18 protein-coding genes are annotated in these 17,602 nt (G+C 58.6%); 10 read left to right on the top strand and 8 right to left on the bottom strand.

Annotated elements, in window-relative coordinates; genetic code table 11:
• Positions 1–6: 6 nt before the first annotated feature.
• Both JOE33_RS17220 and JOE33_RS17215 read left to right on the top strand, forming a co-directional pair.
• The gene (locus tag JOE33_RS17220) at positions 7–531 is read left to right on the top strand and encodes a DUF3299 domain-containing protein (RefSeq protein WP_004412093.1); all 525 of its coding nucleotides are present in this window, start codon (positions 7–9) and stop codon (positions 529–531) included.
• Positions 532–634: 103 nt separating this feature from the next.
• Entirely contained in the window at positions 635–1,321 is a 687-nt protein-coding gene (locus JOE33_RS17215) for an OmpW family outer membrane protein (protein ID WP_187624886.1), read from the top strand.
• A 264-nt stretch (positions 1,322–1,585) separates the two neighbouring features.
• Here JOE33_RS17215 and JOE33_RS17210 read toward each other — a convergent pair whose 3' ends face one another.
• The 3 genes from JOE33_RS17210 to JOE33_RS17200 all read right to left on the bottom strand — a co-directional run bounded on the left by JOE33_RS17210 (position 1,586) and on the right by JOE33_RS17200 (position 5,862).
• Positions 1,586–2,515, bottom strand: a complete 930-nt coding sequence (locus JOE33_RS17210; RefSeq protein ID WP_122694736.1) for an NAD-dependent epimerase/dehydratase family protein — start codon at positions 2,513–2,515, stop codon at positions 1,586–1,588.
• Positions 2,508–3,392 (bottom strand): sugar nucleotide-binding protein, encoded by an 885-nt coding sequence (locus JOE33_RS17205; protein ID WP_074594987.1) that lies wholly within the window; start codon positions 3,390–3,392, stop codon positions 2,508–2,510. Before JOE33_RS17205 ends, JOE33_RS17210 begins: the two co-directional genes overlap by 8 nt.
• 151 nt (positions 3,393–3,543) lie before the next feature.
• The gene (locus tag JOE33_RS17200; protein WP_010438295.1) at positions 3,544–5,862 is read right to left on the bottom strand and encodes a mechanosensitive ion channel domain-containing protein; all 2,319 of its coding nucleotides are present in this window, start codon (positions 5,860–5,862) and stop codon (positions 3,544–3,546) included.
• Between the two features lie 291 nt (positions 5,863–6,153).
• Here JOE33_RS17200 and JOE33_RS17195 point away from each other — a divergent pair, with 291 nt between their 5' ends.
• Positions 6,154–6,972: an alpha/beta hydrolase gene (locus JOE33_RS17195; RefSeq protein ID WP_187624885.1), complete on the top strand. Its 819-nt coding sequence runs from the start codon at positions 6,154–6,156 to the stop codon at positions 6,970–6,972.
• 45 nt (positions 6,973–7,017) lie between these two features.
• Here JOE33_RS17195 and JOE33_RS17190 read toward each other — a convergent pair whose 3' ends face one another.
• The gene (locus JOE33_RS17190) at positions 7,018–7,866 is read right to left on the bottom strand and encodes an ureidoglycolate lyase (protein WP_187624884.1); all 849 of its coding nucleotides are present in this window, start codon (positions 7,864–7,866) and stop codon (positions 7,018–7,020) included.
• A gap of 319 nt (positions 7,867–8,185) precedes the next feature.
• Between JOE33_RS17190 and JOE33_RS17185 the strand changes: the two genes are divergently transcribed.
• From JOE33_RS17185 to JOE33_RS17165, 5 genes are all read left to right on the top strand, one after another.
• Entirely contained in the window at positions 8,186–8,986 is an 801-nt protein-coding gene (locus tag JOE33_RS17185) for an energy transducer TonB (RefSeq protein ID WP_187624883.1), read from the top strand.
• 10 nt (positions 8,987–8,996) lie between these two features.
• Positions 8,997–9,689: a MotA/TolQ/ExbB proton channel family protein gene (locus tag JOE33_RS17180; RefSeq protein ID WP_010438285.1), complete on the top strand. Its 693-nt coding sequence runs from the start codon at positions 8,997–8,999 to the stop codon at positions 9,687–9,689.
• Position 9,690: 1 nt separating this feature from the next.
• The gene (locus tag JOE33_RS17175) at positions 9,691–10,095 is read left to right on the top strand and encodes a biopolymer transporter ExbD (RefSeq protein ID WP_032615670.1); all 405 of its coding nucleotides are present in this window, start codon (positions 9,691–9,693) and stop codon (positions 10,093–10,095) included.
• Positions 10,096–10,166: 71 nt separating this feature from the next.
• Positions 10,167–12,473 carry a TonB-dependent receptor gene (locus JOE33_RS17170; protein WP_187624882.1) on the top strand — a complete coding sequence of 769 codons (2,307 nt, stop codon included), beginning with the start codon at positions 10,167–10,169 and terminating at the stop codon, positions 12,471–12,473.
• A 230-nt stretch (positions 12,474–12,703) separates the two neighbouring features.
• Positions 12,704–12,943 (top strand): hypothetical protein, encoded by a 240-nt coding sequence (locus JOE33_RS17165; protein ID WP_003317071.1) that lies wholly within the window; start codon positions 12,704–12,706, stop codon positions 12,941–12,943.
• Between the two features lie 171 nt (positions 12,944–13,114).
• On the opposite strand, the gene JOE33_RS25840 is transcribed toward JOE33_RS17165, so the two are convergent.
• The gene (locus JOE33_RS25840) at positions 13,115–13,540 is read right to left on the bottom strand and encodes a hypothetical protein (protein WP_010438277.1); all 426 of its coding nucleotides are present in this window, start codon (positions 13,538–13,540) and stop codon (positions 13,115–13,117) included.
• Positions 13,541–13,772: 232 nt separating this feature from the next.
• Here JOE33_RS25840 and JOE33_RS17155 point away from each other — a divergent pair, with 232 nt between their 5' ends.
• Positions 13,773–14,324 (top strand): hypothetical protein, encoded by a 552-nt coding sequence (locus JOE33_RS17155; RefSeq protein WP_032615674.1) that lies wholly within the window; start codon positions 13,773–13,775, stop codon positions 14,322–14,324.
• A 42-nt stretch (positions 14,325–14,366) separates the two neighbouring features.
• Here JOE33_RS17155 and JOE33_RS17150 read toward each other — a convergent pair whose 3' ends face one another.
• Together JOE33_RS17150 and JOE33_RS17145 are read right to left on the bottom strand one after the other, a co-directional pair.
• Complete coding sequence (locus tag JOE33_RS17150; protein WP_010438272.1) at positions 14,367–15,002, bottom strand: hypothetical protein; 636 nt, start codon at positions 15,000–15,002, stop codon at positions 14,367–14,369.
• A gap of 479 nt (positions 15,003–15,481) precedes the next feature.
• Positions 15,482–15,793, bottom strand: a complete 312-nt coding sequence (locus JOE33_RS17145; protein WP_010438265.1) for a cupin — start codon at positions 15,791–15,793, stop codon at positions 15,482–15,484.
• A gap of 291 nt (positions 15,794–16,084) precedes the next feature.
• On the opposite strand from JOE33_RS17145, the gene JOE33_RS17140 reads away from it, so the two are divergent.
• Positions 16,085–16,927 carry a hypothetical protein gene (locus JOE33_RS17140; RefSeq protein ID WP_187624881.1) on the top strand — a complete coding sequence of 281 codons (843 nt, stop codon included), beginning with the start codon at positions 16,085–16,087 and terminating at the stop codon, positions 16,925–16,927.
• A 13-nt stretch (positions 16,928–16,940) separates the two neighbouring features.
• Here the strand turns inward: JOE33_RS17140 and JOE33_RS17135 are convergent, their stop codons facing one another.
• Positions 16,941–17,507, bottom strand: a complete 567-nt coding sequence (locus tag JOE33_RS17135; protein ID WP_080009325.1) for a nucleotidyltransferase family protein — start codon at positions 17,505–17,507, stop codon at positions 16,941–16,943.
• Positions 17,508–17,602 lie beyond the last annotated feature (95 nt).

The following is a 17,602-nucleotide window of genomic DNA, read 5'->3' as shown; positions in this document are numbered from 1 at the left end:
ACCTTCATGATGCGGCGCATGCTACTCACTCTGCTGTTCTCGGTGACCACTCAAGTGTGGGCAGCCGAGCCGCGTGAGCTGACCTGGAATGACATGATTCCACCCGATGCACCTGTGGTGAAGCCGGTAACGGCTCCGCTCCACGATATGTCCAAGCTGTCCGATGCACTGGCCATGGAGGCAGCGCCTGCGGCCCACCAACTGGCGCCGCATGCGCCGGTGGTCAAGGCACTGGACGGCAAACTGGTGCGTTTACCGGGCTACATCGTGCCGCTCGAGGTCAGTGAGGAAGGGCGGGTGACGGAGTTTTTGCTGGTGCCGTATTTCGGCGCCTGCATCCATGTGCCGCCGCCACCGGCGAACCAGATCGTGCATGTCACGAGCGAGCTGGGTGTGAAGGTCGATGAGCTGTATCAGCCGTACTGGATCGAAGGACCGATGCAGGCCAAGTCGTCTTCCAGCGAACTGGCAGAAGCGGGTTATCAGATGCAGGCAGACAAGATTCTTGTCTACGAGTTGCCGGATTCATAAGGATCACGAGGTTCCCAGCGATTTCATTGAGCTGAGTCAAAGTCGCCGCTCGACAGCGCTTTAACATTACGCCCATAAATTTTGACTGATCTCTGGAGCCTCCATGCACAAGCATCTGCTACGCGCGTCCCTTGTCGCGCTTGCCCTCACCGCCCCGATCGCGGCACACGCCTACCAGCCTGGCGACTTCATCGTTCGCGCCGGTGTCGCACACGTCCAGCCTAACGAAGACAGCGGCGAAGTGCGCCTTGACGGTGCCAAGGTTTCCGGCACCAAAGCGACTGTCGACGGCGAAAACCAGCTGGGCCTGACCTTCGCCTACATGCTGACCCAGCACGTCGGCATCGAGCTGCTGGCCGCCACACCGTTCAGCCACACCGTATCGGTCAAAGGCCTCGGGCCTGGCCTGGATGGCAAGCTGGCCGATATCAAACAACTGCCGCCGACGCTGTCGTTGCAGTACTACCCGATGGAGCCGTCATCGAAATTCCAGCCGTATGCCGGCGTGGGCATCAACTACACCACCTTCTTCGATACCGACCTGACCGGCAACCGCAAGGATCAGGGGTTCAGCAACCTCAAGCTCAAGGACTCGGTCGGCCTGGCCGCACAGTTGGGGATGGACTACATGATCACCGACAACGTGCTGCTCAACGCCTCGGTCTGGTACGTCGATATCGACACCAAAGCAACCGTGGATGGCCCGTCAGCCCTGGCCGTCGGCAAGACCAAGGTCGACGTGGATATCGACCCGTGGGTGTACATGGTGGGCGTGGGCTACAAGTTCTGACCTGAACGCCTCAGCCGCCGCAAACACAAAGGCACCCTCATCGGGTGCCTTTGTGTTTTGTAGACCTGATGATCTCGTGCCAACTCCATGACGAAGTCATGCCGCGTTTTTTCAGGAGCGGGCTTGTCCACGAAGGCGATTACATTCGATGCAATTCTGTGTCTGCAACATCGTCTTCGCGAACAAGTTCGCTCCTACAGGTGCTCACAGGCTTTTGTAGGAGCGAACTTGTTCGCGAATAGGCAGTTACATTCGATGCGAGGCTCACTGCCCCATCAACAACTCAAGCCCGCGCACCAGTGGCGTTGGCTCATCGATGGTGAAGTGTTCCAGCAGGCGCTGGTTGCTGGCACGGGAGTGTTTGATGTCGCCCGAGCGGGGTGCCTGATAGCTGACGTCCGGCTGCTTGCCGACGACCTGCGAAAGCGCGGCCAGCAATTCGTTGAGCGACGTGGTCTTGTTGAGGCCGACGTTGATTGCGCCTTCGATGGCGCCTTCCCGTGACAAGGCCTGCAGCAGCAGCTTGAGCAGATCCCCGACATAGTAGAAATCCCGCGTCTGCTCGCCATCGCCAAACACGCTGATCGGCAGGCCTTTGCGGATGCGCTCGGCAAAGATGCTGATCACGCCGGAGTACGGCGACGATGGGTCCTGGCGTGGCCCGAAAATGTTGAAGAAGCGAAAGATCACCGGTTCCAGACCATGCTGGCGACGGTAGAAATCCAGGTAATACTCGCTGGCCAGTTTGTCCGAGGCGTAAGGGGTCAGCGGTGCCTTGGTGGTGTCCTCGGTGATCGCTTCGCCCTCACCGTTGTTGCCGTATACCGCCGCACTGGAAGCGAAGATCACGCGTTTGATGCCCGCTTCGCGCATGGCCTCGCAGACATTCAGGGTGCCGATGAAGTTGCTTTGGTGCGTGCGCACCGGGTCGTCTACCGACGCCTGCACCGAGGCCACTGCCGCCAGGTGCACGACGGCCTTGCAGCCCTGCGCCGCGCGCTTGACCAGGTCGGCATCGGCCACATCCCCTTCGATCAGGTCGACCCGCGGGTTATCGAGCGGCAAATTGCTGCGCTTGCCTGCCGAGAGGTTGTCGAGGATACGCACGGCATGCCCGCTGGCAAGCAATGCGTCGGTCAGGTGCGAGCCAATGAAACCCGCACCTCCAGTGATCAGAACAGGAGCGTCAGACATGTCGATAATACCGATCCAGCAGGCTTGGCAGGCCGGCCCGCCAGGCGCGGGGCTTGATGCCGAAAGTGTGGAGAATTTTCTTGCAGGCCAATACCGCGTGCTGCGGTTCTTCGGCTGCATCGGGACGCGCGGCGTGGGCCTGCGCAGTGGGCGATTCGATGGCCAGCGCGTGCAGCAGACGCGCTTCGGTGAGCACTGCCTGTCCCAGCGCCAGCGGCGTGGTCGCCTCGTGTCCGGCGTAGTGGTAGGTGCCCCAAAGCGGCGCTTCGCAGTCGAGTTGCTTGATGACCGAAATGATCACCCGCGCCGCATCATCGACCGGTGTCGGGTTGCCACGACGATCATCGGCGAGCAGCAGCTCTCCGGGGTCTTTCGCACGCGACAGAAAGCGACCCAGCACGCCATCGGTGCTGTCATCCAGCAGCCAGCCGAAACGTACCAGTACATGTTGCGGGCAGGTCGCTCGAACGCTCTGCTCTATACGCCACAGGGCCTGACCGCGCAGGCCCAGAGGTACCGGATCGTCTTTTTCGCTGTAGGCCGTCGCGCGGGAACCATCGAATACACGATAGCTGGACGGCTGAACCAGCGTGATGTTGTGGTGCTGACACAGTTCGGCAAGACGCTCGACAGAGCGCTCCTGATGGGTCAGGCGCGCTTCACTCACGGTCTCCGCCTGAAACCAGTCGAAGTAGTAAGCAAGGTTGATCAGGGCATCGGGGCGGGTGTCATCAAGCAGTTGCGTGAGGCTCGCCACGTCCCAGCCGTCTTGCGGTGGACGTGGTGCGAGGAAGCCAATGTCTTCCTCGGCACCCAGACGAATCAGCGCCTGCCCGAGGGCATTCCCGCCGCCCAACAGCATAAGGCGCATTCGCATAGAGTCAGCAGGCTCGGTATCAGATAATCAAACGAACAATTGAAAAACGCCTGCAAACATAACACGTTGCCTGCCAACCCCCAACAGTTGCGCAGCCTGGCGGGTTAATGACGCCGCGACAAGGCGTTGCGGCGTCACGATGCCGGCTGAGTTACTGAGCCGCCGGGCCCGGCGTGCTGTTGCCCTTGGACAGACTGAGCGGCGCCGGCGCGGGCGCAGAAGGTGTCGCCATGGCAGGGTCCGAGGGCGCGGGCGGCCCTTCAGCTTCGACGCCAGCCTGCGGGTTGTTGAAGCCCGGCCCCATGACCATCTGTGGATAAGTCTGCGCAAAACGCACGTTCGGATTCTTGTCCACAAGCCGCTTGAGACGCTCGTTGAACGCACGCCCCACTGCGTACTGGCCGCCGGAAGAAGTACGAAATTGCGCGGTCAGCACCACGCCGTTGAGGTCCATGCGGTCGACGCCGAAGACCTCCAGCGGACCCTGCAGGTTGCTCTTGAGCAGGATGTCTTCGCTGATCGACTGGCCGGTTTCGCGGATCAGCGCCAGCGCGTCGTCGATGTCCGAGTCATAGGTGAACTGCACCGAAAAGAATGCGTAAGCGAATTGCCGCGACTGGTTGGTGACGGCCTTGATCTGCCCGAACGGCACCGAGTGGACAAACCCCTTGCCGTCACGCAGGCGCACGGTACGAATGGTCAGGCTTTCCACCGACCCGGAATGCCCGGTACTGAGCACCACCCAGTCGCCCACCGAAAAGGTGTCCTCGATGATGATGAACAGACCGGTGATCACGTCCTGCACCAGTTGCTGCGAACCGAAACCGATGGCCAGGCCGACGACCCCGGCACCCGCCAGCAGTGGTGCCACGTTGATGCCCAGGTTGGCCATGGTGGTGATCGCACAGATCACGACCAGGATGATTTTTACCGCATTGCGCAGCAGCGGCAGAATGGTTTTGATCCGGGTGCTCGGCTGACGACCGCTGCGATGATTGACCGGCGGTTTGAGGGCTTCCTGAATGGCGGTGTCGAGCACTACCCACAACAGCCAGGTGACGACGAATATCAGACCGATACTGCTCAACGAATCACTGATCACCCGGCCGAGGGTATTGCGTTGGGCAAACTCGAACATCGAGAAGCCCCAGATCCGCCCCAGTATCTCGATGAACCCGATGGCCAGCGCGATACGCAACACCGCGTAAACCAGGCTCAACAGACGCGCCTTGTACACATGCCCACCGCGGCCCAGAGTCTCGGTCGGCTTGAACAGATGCTGGAACACGGTACTGAGGAACACCGTGGCAATCAGCAGAATGGTAGTGAACAACGCGCAACGCAGCGCTTGCTGACTGTCCTCACCGGCGCCAATGAGGTTGATCGCCGAGACCAGAATCATCAGCAGGATCGGCAGGTGCCACAGCCTGGAGAATATCTTCAACGACTGTTGCAGGGCCGGCCGTTGCAGGCGACTGCTCAATGAGCGGTTACGGATCAGGTGGGCTACCGGGCGACGCACCTTGATGATCAGCATGCAGAACACCACCGAGGCGAACAGCCCGGTAAACACCGCAACACTGGTGGTGACGTTACTGCCCAGTTGGCGGGCGATCTGCGGACTGGTCAACGCATCGCTCAGTGCCGCCAGAAAGCCGACTACGAACAACGGCCTTGGCGCGTAGCGGCGAATCATTCGCACGGCGGCACGCTTGTGGCCGAAGTTGAACATCACGATCACACAGAGCAGTACCGAGGTCGATACGATGCCGCTGCTGGTGGCGTAAGCGAAACACAACGCCAGCGCACGCCCGACCGAAGAAGGCATGAAGTGGCTGACGTAAAGGGTCAACGGCAGGCAGACGATGGCTGGCAGGGTAAACGGCAACACGTATTTGAGCAGCGCCTGGCTGCGGGCGCGCACCCGCATGAACGGTGTGCGGCATAAGCGTACGGCCAGAAAACGACCCAGCGTGGTCAGAACCGCAAACGATGCGATCCACACAAAAGACAGGGCAAGGAAATCCCCGGCGACACTCCATGGGGATCGTGTAGTACGTTTGTTGACCAGCTTTTCAAGCTCGTCGGCGGCACGATCGGCACGCAGCTGCCAGGCATCGAACAGGTTGTCGTCCAGATTGAGCTTTTCCTGGACGTCATCGATGCTGGTACTGATGGCACCCAGTAACCCGCCCTGCATCAGCAACTCGGGGGCCTCGACCGCAGGCTCTGCGCCATCGGCCGGTTTCGCATCGGTCTTGTTCTTGTCAGCCGCCTTGTCGTCCGCTTTCGCGGCGGGTTTGTCAGCGGCCTTGGGATCGGCTTTGGGGTCAGCCTTTTCAGCGGCCTTGTCGTCTGCCGGCACCGCGGCGCCCATCGGCAATGCAGGTACATCGGCCGCCTGGAGATTGAAACTGCCTGCGAATAACAGCAGACCCGAAAGGATCAAGATTTTCAGCTGAGACGCCACGCAGTTATCTCCTTCAATGGGCAAGTCAAACCATGGACAGGGCCAGGCAAGCCTCGACCCCAATGAACTGATTCCCGTATGCGCGGCAAGTTCGGTTTCGGCAGGGAAATACGATGAGGCAATGTTTCAGAAAACCGCGGTTGGGCAGTACGCTCAGTCCTCTCGACTGAACTATGCAAAACCCTCACTGCCGGAATTATCGGGAGCAGCCGAAGGCGTGCACCAGCCTGCGCACCACGGCGTTCGCCCGATAACCCCGACATCGAGAACCTGACATCGAGAGGAATCTGCATGAGCACGTTCAACACCAAAGATGGCACCGAGATCTATTACAAGGATTGGGGCACGGGCAAACCGGTCCTGTTGAGCCACGGCTGGCCGCTGGATGCGGACATGTGGGAATATCAGATGCAATACCTGAGCAGCAGGGGCTATCGCACCATCGCCTTCGACCGCCGCGGTTTCGGTCGTTCCGGCCAGCCGTGGACCGGCTATGACTATGACACCTTCGCTGACGACATCGCCGAGCTGATCGAACACCTCGATCTGCGCGACGTGACGCTGGTGGGTTTCTCCATGGGCGGCGGCGACGTCACGCGCTATATCGCCAACTATGGCAGCGAGCGAGTGGCCAAACTGGCGTTGCTGGGCTCGGTCACCCCGTTCTTCCTCAAGACCGCTGACAACCCGGAAGGCGTCGACCAGTCCGTATTCGATGGCATCACCGAAGGCCTGCTCAAGGACCGTGCTCAGTTCATCAGTGACTTCGCTGGAACGTTCTACGGCATAAACCACGGCCAGAAAGTCTCCGAAGGCGTACAGACGCAGACGCTGAACATGGCCCTGCTCGCCTCGCTCAAGGGCACGCTGGATTGCGTGACGGCGTTCTCCGCAACCGACTTCCGCCTGGACATGGCAGAAATCGATGTGCCGACCCTGGTGATTCATGGTGACGACGATCAGGTGGTGCCGTTCGAAGCCTCGGGCAAACGGGCTGCCGCCATGATCAAGGGTGCCGAACTGAAGGTGTATTCCGGTGCGCCACATGGGTTTGCAGTGACGCATGCGCAAAAGCTCAACGAGGATCTGCTGGCGTTTTTGCAGGGCTGATAGTTTGTGTGACAGGGAGCCGATCGGCTCCCTGCTGGCAGCGGGTCAGTCGGCCGGAACGGTCAACTGATTCTGCTCGCCCAGCCCCGTGATCCCCAGACGCATGCGTTGCCCTGCACGCAGGAAGACAGGTTGTGGCTTTACGCCCTGCCCCACCCCCGGCGGCGTCCCCGTCGAGATGACATCGCCCGGTTGCAGGCTCATGCAACGGCTCAGATACGCGATCAGTTGCGGCACGCTGAAAATCATCGTGCGCGTGTTGCCATTCTGATAGCGGTGGCCGTCCACTTCCAGCCACAGGTCGAGCGAGCGAGGATCGGCAACTTCGTCGCGGGTCACCAGCCACGGACCTAGCGGGCCGAAGGTATCGAAGCCCTTACCCTTGTCCCAGGTCCCGCCGCGCTCAAGCTGCCATTCGCGCTCGGACACATCGTTGATCACGCAATACCCGGCTACATGCTCCATGGCATCGGCTTCATCGATATAACGTCCGCCCTTGCCGATGATCACGCCCAACTCGACTTCCCAGTCAGTCTTGAGCGAACCACGAGGGATTTCGACATCATCGTTGGGGCCGCAAATAGCACTGGTCCACTTGTTGAAGATGATCGGTTCCTTCGGCACTTCCATTTGCGACTCGGCTGCGTGGTCGGCGTAGTTCAAGCCTATGCAGATGAACTTGCCGACCTGCCCGACACACGCCCCGATGCGTGGTTGGCCCGGAACCACAGGCAGGCTCTCGGGATCCAGCGCAGCCAGGCTTGCAAGGCCGGCAGGGGTCAGCACATCGCCCGCGATATCCTTGACGTGTGCAGACAGGTCACGGATCTGGTGGGCGGCATCAAGCAGGCCCGGCTTTTCCAGACCCTTCTCGCCATAACGTAGCAATTTCATCGAGTTCTCCCGTTTGTGTCCAAGGTGTGAACCGCGGATCAAGAGGGTGACGCCCTGTTGCCCAGCCTGCGCGGCGATACGTTTTCGTGTAATGACGAACCTGGCAAGTCTGGACAGATAGCATTGCAGCCGATGCCTTGCCTAATGAAATTTACCAACAATCGCGCGGCAAGCCGGGTTCACTTTAACCACAGAAAATCAGGATCACACGACGGCGGTCATAATTAATACACACAACGAGTATTAATATCAGCTCCAGTTGAAACGAGCCCTTCGCCAACACGCCAGGCTCGTATTCTTTCACGGGTGAGCTGAACTCATGTCAACGCTGATACTGTCCCGCCGATTACCGCCGCGTCAGCTACGCCACTGGCCACATCAGCCTGCGGGCGACTGTAACGTCGCCCCGTCGTCGCTTGTCGTCCGGCAGCACAGCAACAACGCACCACGCACATGGCCGCACGCCGCATTGGCAATTGCACTGGCGATCGGGCTGCATGCCGCGCTGGCCGTGTGGCTGATGGCCGATCATCAGCAAGCCCCCGAGCCGAAACCGCCGATGCCGATCACCGTGCAGTGGGTACCGCCGCCCGTTGCGCCACCGGTCGCACAACCGACGCCGCCCGAGCCAACCCCTCAGCCAGCACCGGAGCCGCCTGCGCCAACACCGGCGTCAGCCCCCAAGCCTGCGCCACCCGAGCCCAGACCCGCCGAGTTGCCCAAGCCCAAGGCGCAGCCCAGAACCACACCGAGCAAACCCGTTGCCAAGCCTGTTGCGCCGGTGCCTTCCGTCGCGGCGCCAGCGCCAAGACCCGCACCAGCGGCACCACAGACCACCACCGCGCCGATAGGCCGCGCCGGTTACCTGAACAATCCGCCGCCGGTCTATCCGCCTGCCGCCGCGCGCCGCCATCAGGAAGGCACGACGATGCTGCGCGTGCATGTGCTGCCCAACGGACGTACCGACCAGGTGCAAGTGCTGCAAAGCAGCGGCGTCCCGGCGCTGGATGAAGCCGCGCAGGCCGCCGTCCGGCAATGGACCTTTATTCCCGCCAAACGCGGCGACACCCCGGTAGAAGGCTGGGTCAACGTCCCCATGGCTTTCAAACTCGCACCCTGAGGCTTACGTCATGAACACTGCTTACTCCGTACTCATTACCCAATCCTCAATGACCCTGCTGGTGATTTTCTCGCTGGTGACCTGGGCGCTGCTGCTTGGCAAGACCTTCCAGCACTGGCGACTGACCCGGCAGAACCGACGCTACGCCACGCAATTCTGGGCCGCACGCGATCTGAAAAATGCGCTGCACCTGCCCAACAGTGAGGGCAGCCTGGCACGCCTGACCGATGCCGGCGCGCAGGCCCTCGCCGCGCCCCACGACTCGCCGGACCTGGGCCATAGCTGGAACCGCCAGGACTTGCTCGAGCGCAGCCTGCGCCAACAGATCCACAAGGAACGTCGTCGCCTGGAAAGCGGCATGATCCTGCTGGCATCGATCGGCAGTACCGCACCCTTCATCGGCCTGTTCGGTACGGTGTTCGGGATCATTCATGCACTCACCGCGATCAGCCAGGCCAAGTCGGCGAGCATTGCGGTGGTCGCCGGGCCCATTGGCGAAGCGCTGGTGGCAACCGGCGTCGGCATCGCCGTCGCGGTGCCTGCGGTGCTGGCCTACAACTTCTTCGGGCGACGTCTGAAGCTGGTGATCGCGGACCTTGAAGAGTTCGCCGTGGACTTCCTCAACCTCTCGCAACGCAACGCCTTCCGGCTGCAACCCGACCATCGCGACAAGACGGCCCCGAGCCTGAAAGGAGTGAGCTGACATGTCCTTCTCCACGTCCAATGATGACGATGCAATCAGCGACATCAACATCACGCCGTTGGTGGATGTGATGCTGGTGCTGCTGGTGACCTTCATCGTCACCGCGCCGCTGCTCAACAACGCCATACCGCTGGACCTGCCGCAGACCGTCGCCACCACCTCACTGGATCAGGCCGACCCGGTGGTGGTGAGTGTCGACGCCAGCGGCGGCGTGTTCATCGACAGCGAAGCTGTGGCGCTGGAGCAACTCCCGGAGGCACTGCAAGCCCTGCACAACAAGGACCCGGACGTCGCCGTCAGCCTGCGCGCCGATCAGGCGACGGGTTACGGCCGCGTGGCTCAGGTGCTGGCCGATGTGCAGAAAGCCGGCATCAGTCGCCTGTCGGTGATTACCGAAAGCCCGTGAAGCAAAACCTGTCGTTAACCCTATGACCCGCCGCAAGCGCGGCGCCCTGACGCCCCCAGGAAAACCTTTCCATGAACAATCGATCGATACCGCGTGCCCCTCGATTTCCGGTAACACGCCTCGCGCTGCTGATTTCATTGAACTCGCTGTGCCTGATCAGCCCGTTCATTCAGGCCGAAGACGAGGTGCCCACCTCGGTAACGTCGCCCGCCAGCGACAACACTGCCGCCATGACGCTGGGCACAGTGTCGGTGATTGGTCAGGGAGAGACTCGCCAGGTGCAGCGCGTGACGCAAAAGGATGTGAAGGCTTACTCGGCGGGCACCAGCCCGATGAAGGTTCTGCAACGCCTGCCGGGGGTCAACTTCCAGTCCGGTGACCCGCTGGGTCGTGAAGAAGGCAGCCAGCGCATCAGCCTGCGCGGCTTCGATATGCACCACTTGGGCTACACGCTGGACGGCGTTACCCTCGGCAACATGAGCTTCGGCAACTTCAACGGCCTGAGCATCACCCGCGCGATCATCGCGGAAAACATCGCCGCCAGCGAAGTGGCTCCCGGCATCGGCTCGCTGGGCACGGCATCGAACAGTGATCTGGGCGGCACCATCCAGTTCACCAGTTCCAACCCCGATAAAGAGTTCGGCGCGCGTCTGTCGCAAACCCTGGGCAGCTACGACACCTCCCGGACTTTCATGCGGGTCGACACCGGTGAGTACAACGGCCTGTCCGCGTATGTGTCGGGGGAAAAGTACGACGCCGACGCCTGGAAAGGCCACAACAACCCGCAAAAGTCCGACGCGGTTAACGCCAAGGTCAACTACGACTTCGGCGACAACCGGGTGAGTTTCTTCCACAGCACCTCGTCCCATGACGAAGCCAACCTGCCGAACATGTCGAAGAGCATCATCCAGCGTCTGGGCTACAACTGGAGCTACTACACGCCGGACTGGACCCGTGCGGTCAATGCGGCCAACGGCATTTATACCGGCGGGGTAACCAGCGCAAACGATGCGACCTACAACGCCAGCAGCCTGCGCGACGACGAACTGGACATCCTCAACGGCAACTTCTCGCTGACCGATGATCTGGTACTGGACGCGACCGCCTACCACCACCATGACTCGGGCCGGGGCAACTCGTATTACCCGTTCGTCTACACCAGCGGCTCGACGACAGTGCCGAGCAATTCGATTCGCAGTACAAAATATGGCATTGATCGAACCGGTTTCCAGAGCTCACTGACCTACTATCTCGGCCAGCATGAAATTCAGGGCGGGCTCTGGATTCAATCCAACAAGAACGACATCTCGCGCTACCTGTTCGATACCACCAATGCGACGCCGCAGAACCACATCGTCAAAACCGATGGCCTACCGCTGGCGGCCACGGTCCTGGATCAGAGTTACAACGACCTGACCCGGCAGTTCTACCTGCGCGACACCTACACCCTGCTCGATGACCGACTCAAACTTGAGTTCGGTGCGAAAAATACGGTGACCACCTCGACAGCCGAGGGCAAAGGCGGCGGTTATGCCAGTGGTTCGCTGGAGGCGCGAGACAGGTTTCTGCCGCAAGCAGGCGCCACCTACAAACTCGACGAGGACGACGAAGTCTTCACCTCTTACTCGGAAAACATGGCCGCGTTCCCGAGTGGCGGTTACAGCCCGTTCTTCACGACGCAGAGCGCCGTCGATGCGCAGAACGGCTTCAAGGACCTGAAGCCGGAAACTTCGAAAACCGTCGAATTGGGCGTGCGCCGCAGCACCAAGCTGTATTCGGCCTCGGCGGCGATCTACAACACCAAATTCGATAACCGCCTGGTCGCCATCACCAACTGCACCGGCATCGTCATCTGCCAGAACGGCGTCGCCAACGTCGGTTCGGTCACCAGTCGAGGCCTGGAACTGTCGTTCGGCCTGACCCCCAATGAGAACTGGCGCTGGTCCAACTCCATGTCCTATAACCACAGCACTTACGACGATGACTACGCCAGCGGCGGCAACACCGTTCATGTGAAAGGCAAGACCGTCGTCGATACACCGAAACTGATGTATTCGAGCAACCTGGACTGGAATTGGGAACACTGGAACGCCGGCTTGCAAGGCAGTTACATCAGCAAGCGCTATTACACCTACACCAACGACTCCAGTGTCAGCGGCTACTGGCTGGCGAACGCCAACCTCGGCTATGACTTCGGCAAACTCGGCGCCCTCAAGGACACCACATTGTCGCTGAACATGGTCAACCTGTTCGACAAACGCTACATCTCCACCCTCAACACCGACGCCAGCGCAGCCACCGACCCGGCGGGCAACCTGCAGATCCTTCAGGTAGGCACACCGCGCAGCGCGTTCGTAACACTGGGGGTAAAACTCTGATCGTTGCTGACTGAGGACGGGCGAAGGACCGCCCCATCCACCACTTGCATTGAATGACGCTGCGCGGTGTGCTCCTGGAGACAGGCTTCTGTGGGAGCGAGCTTGCTCGCGAATGCAATCTGCCAGTCGCTGCATAATACGTGTCGGTGGCCAGCCCCACGGCGACGAACAGCGCACTGTGCTGCATACTGCTCCGCATCTATAGCGCCTGACTTCCATCTGGACACCCCATGACACCCAACGCAGAACTCTATAACCCCTCCACCGAATATGCCGACAAGCTGATCTCGCGCATCGGCCAGACGCCTTCGTGGATCGCCAAGCGCATCGGCGTGACTGACAAACGCATTCGCTACATCCTCGATGGAGAACGGACCGTCAAAGGCGAGACCACGCCGATTCAGATGACCTATACCGAGCAGTTTGCGCTGGAGTGCCTTGTGGCAGAGGCCATAGCGCTGAGGATGTAAGGCCTGTGTGGCGGCGGGACAACATGCACCGTCGCAATGTGCTGCATCTCGTGCGGAGGGTACGCGTCTTCATGACGCCCTTACTGACTTCTAGGGTCTGCACCGCCAGAGGTCGCGATCAGCAGTGATAGACCTCTGACAGACAGTAGGGATCAGCCAGCACAGCCAGAGTCAGCGCTTCTCCGACTCACACTTTGCGCGCAAGTCATGATCATTGATGCTGACGCAACTGCCGCCTTCCTTCTTGGCAGCGCAATAGGCACGCTGGTCACGATCATTGATGCTGACGCAAGAACTACCTTCCTTTTCTGCCATGCACCGCGCGCGCAAGTCACGATCATTGATGCTGTTGCAACCGCTGCCGCCCTGCTTGGCATTGCAGTAGGCACGCTGGTCAAAATCATTGATGCTGGTGCAAGAACTACCTTCCTTTTCTGCGCTACACCGTGCGCGCAGGTCATGATCATTGATGCTGTTGCAACTGCTGCCCTCCTGCGTGGCATTGCAATAGGCACGCTGGTCATAATCATTAATGCTGGCGCAATTCGCAAACGTGTAACCGCTGAACATCAACAACATCGCAAAAATCAGTTTCATTTAACACTTCCTTGAACTTACCCGGGGGACAGCCTTACGCCGGCTGATTCTTCTTCATTGAACGCTCGACACTCTATCAAATTGAGATCACGTTAAGGGAGCGCTCTGCGGGAGGGCTATCGGTACGCCTTACCATGACCTGCGCGGCATAAAGCACAGGCTATCAAGCATTGCCCTTGAATCTGAGGTTCCTGATAATCACGCCCTCAAACAACTCAGGCAAGGAAATGCAGTGAAAGGAAATCTACTGTTGGTTGCGGTGCTTGCATTGTTGATGCAAGGCTGCGGCGTGACCATGACGCGTTACGAGCCCAGCTTCGATAACGTCCAGAAGCTCAAGCAAACGCCTCCCCTTCTACCGATCCGTCAGACTCAGGTCAGCGCTGCGGCAGGTCAGGATTCGCTGCAAGTGCGGGGTAATCCTGTGACATCCCCTAGCGGCAGCATCACACAACATATCCAGGATGCCCTGACGGGTGAACTGGACCGCGCAGGTCTTATCGACCCGCAATCGCCGCGTCAGCTAAATGTGCTGGTTACGCAGAATGAACTGACCGCTGGAATGGGTACCGGCACCGGCACAATCGCCGCGCACTTCACCCTCATCGACGGCGAGAAAGTTGAATATGACGCCACCAAGCAGGTCAGCAGCCAATGGAGCAGCAGCTTTTTGGGTGCGGTCGCTATCCCCAATGCGGCAAACGCCTACAACCCGTTGGTGCGTGATTTGCTCAAGGCTTTATACAGCGACCCGCTGTTTATCCAGGCGCTGAATCACAAATAAAAAAAGAGCCCACATGGGCTCTTTTTTTCGGGCGTGAGTTCATCACGCCTGCGGAACAGTAACCTTGAGCATTGAGTACTTCAGACTCTGGCTATCCACCAACTGCTTGAGCAGTGAATTGACCTGGCGCGTAAATGTATCGGTAACAGCCTTCTGCGGTGTATTGGCCATCATCGGCACAAACCAGATACCTATCCAGGTATTGATTGCATCATGGTTACCGACTGTTCTCAGCACCTTGCCCTGGGAATCCTGCGCATCCAGGCTCATGCTGTACTGATCGGTGGCCATCGACGGAATAATCGTCAGGGTCAGGCCACTGATAAACGCCATTACCAATTGGCCACCGCTTGGTGGATGGTTATACACCTTGAGGTGCAGGCTGTAGTCGCCTGGCTGTTTCTTGAACTCATCAAGGGTCACTCGGCCAAACAAACCAGAGTCAGTCAGCGCTTTTTGCAGTTGCGGCCTGAGTGCATCCCGAGCTTGCGGTACTTCTACTGCGCCGGTGGTACCGGGTGTGCCCTGGTAGAAATCGAAGGCAACAAACACGTTGGGTTTATTCGTGTAGCTGGCCATGGAGGGCATGGTGACTGGCGCTACTTCATCCTTGGTAAAACTGGCGCAACCGCTCAATACCAGCATTGCCGCAAGGCCCAGTGTCTTCAAGCGTTTCATTCACGATTTCCTTAGTCAGTAACAGAATGTCTGTCCGAATCCCTTCAAGAATTGCGGTCTTGCCACTGCCTCATACGACAGCGATACAGGCCATTATTGTGCCATCAACTAAGAATTCGTCAATAATCTTCAGGATGACGCAGACCTCCAGGCGAATGAATTGGGAAATCATTGGCCACGTCCGCAAAGGATTTCATGCTCTTGATCGTCTCAAGATGCCTCATACCCTACGGCTTATTTTTTTCATGCTGCTACAACTGACCGATGCAACAGGGGTACAGCAGTTCTTGAACTAACGACCTGCGGCCCCTAGATGGCTGTTGACGCTATCCTGAAGCCAGACGGCCCCGTTAGGTAATTTCGAGTGAACTACTTCTTGGCACAAGCAAAAAATAATAGGTGGTCGAACAGGCGATTGCTTTCGGCATGCCTGACGCTACAAGAATGGATAGGTAATGACGAGCGATAGCCTGGTCAACTCAAACGCTGCCCTCACGTTCGATAACCAGAATCCGTGCTTCTCCACAAGGATGCGCAACATGTTCACATCCGACCCCGGCGAAAAACACGTCGCCTACCACCAATCTCACGACGCGCTCGATGCCTGACTCGCGATAATGCATATCCACCGCTCCGTCGAGGACTGCGAAAACTTCCTCTCCATCGTTGATGTGCCACTTATATGGCTTGTCGGTCCAGTGGAGGCGGACAGTGGTTCCCCCCATATTAGCGATATCGTCAGCCCCCCAAGCTTGAATAGCAGTGAAGTCTTTGCTACGAATAACTCTCATTGATCGCGGTTCTCGAACAGGTATTTCCAACAATCTATCAGAACGTTTGACCCTCTACTGCTGGCTGAAAAGAAGACTTGGACTGCACGGTCGCTGTTGGCCGGTTTCTTTCGCCACAGGCCGCTTTGAGTCGACAGCAGTTGCTGTCAAACCGTTGAGCTAGCCGGAAATTTGCCCCTGTGCAAAAGTCGAAGCCGCTCGGGGCCGCGTAAAGGTGGGTGGGAGGCACTCAGGTGGTGAGACTGCTACGCTCACCCGATGGATGATGTGTTATGAACATGGATGAGTGGAATGGCATACCAACGTTTCTTTTATCACCCCGTCAGCCTGTGGCTGATCATGCTGATAACGCTTCTGCCTGCCAGTCTGATGACATGGACTTTGTTCTGGAGAGAACTAGGTATCCGTAGCGGTATCGCAGCGTCTTCGGCGGTTCTTTTTCTGGCCCAAGGGACAACCTGGGCGTCATTCATGAAAGTTCGGCACCATAAAATAGACGCGCACAACCGCAGCTTCTGGCTAAAGATACTTACGGGTTCGGGATTTTTTCACATCACACTGTTTTTTTTGGCAGTGCTTGCTTCTTCTACCTTTTCGCCCTTCATAACATTTGTCTTGGCAGGGCCCATCCTGGCGTCCTGCTACATGTGGATGTTGGTACGCCAATCGGCACAATGGCAACCCGTAGCCTCAGTGCCGCCGCCGTGGAGCCTTAGTAGGTGGCGTTCCTTGCCCAAGCGCGTGATCGCGTCATTGACCAAAAAAACACTGCCATTGCCTCAACCTGACGATCGTCAAACTCTACCAACTCTCATCACCGCGGCCGTAATTGCGTTGATTGCCACTGCCTTGGTGAGCCACGGTTTGGCGGCTAACGATCTGATCGTGGTGAGTAAGCGAGGTACCTTTCATGTAAGTGGGTACGACTCTATTCCATGGGCAGGTATTTACATTGGCCTTGTACTGATCTGCCTATCTTGCATAGCGGGTCATTTGGACAAACGCCCAAATGCTCATATCTACCGCCGCTTTCGGCACTTCATGGTATGGGTTGTGGGTTTCCTACTCGCCTTGGCGGTATGTGTCGCCTTTTGGCGTTTTTTTGCGCTATTGGCGTCCCCGAGAACGCGTTGACTCGCGTTCCGACTCAGCTTTGGGGATCTACGATCTTGAGCCAGGGCCAGCGAGCCTGATAACTTTTCGCCTTCTGATCGAACAGATCCGGCTTGGGATTCTTTGGATTGATACGAAGTAGCCCTTGCTCGGTGTCGGCCAAGCCATTGGGAGCATAGATTTCGCCAGTTTCAACATCCAAACCAATGCAGGTACCGGCAATCAGGTAGCGATCAATCCCGTCTTTAGCCGACTGAAGCTGGGGATAATCCCCGCCAAACCGCTGGCTGTACCACAGATGAACGCGAGCCTGATTTTTGATCTCAATGTTAACGTCGACGTCCTGGAAGAGACGCTGAACAGAATCGATGACCTCATTCTCTGCCTCCCAAGACAGATCATTGTCGAAGTAAAAAACGTCGTAATCCTTCACGCCCCAGGCTGATGGCAGGTGAGACTGATGATTCCAGACTGCTTGGAACAGGCAGCCAGCAGTGAGCATGCATTGATCCAAGCCGAGTGAAGGTAAGCGTGAGATGATTTCAGCGTTTAATGGATTGGCCATTGCTATCTTGATCAACCGCTTGACAGTCAACGTCATTTTCATCCTTTTGGAATCGATCGTTTTTACCCACGCTGAGCCAAAGGCAGCCGCCATGTACAGCGGCCTGCCATGACTGCTCTCGCAGACGCGAT

Origin of the sequence: Pseudomonas sp. PvP027, assembly GCF_017833005.1 — a bacterium.
Taxonomy (GTDB): domain Bacteria; phylum Pseudomonadota; class Gammaproteobacteria; order Pseudomonadales; family Pseudomonadaceae; genus Aquipseudomonas; species Aquipseudomonas congelans.
This window is presented reverse-complemented; position numbering and strand designations above follow the sequence as displayed.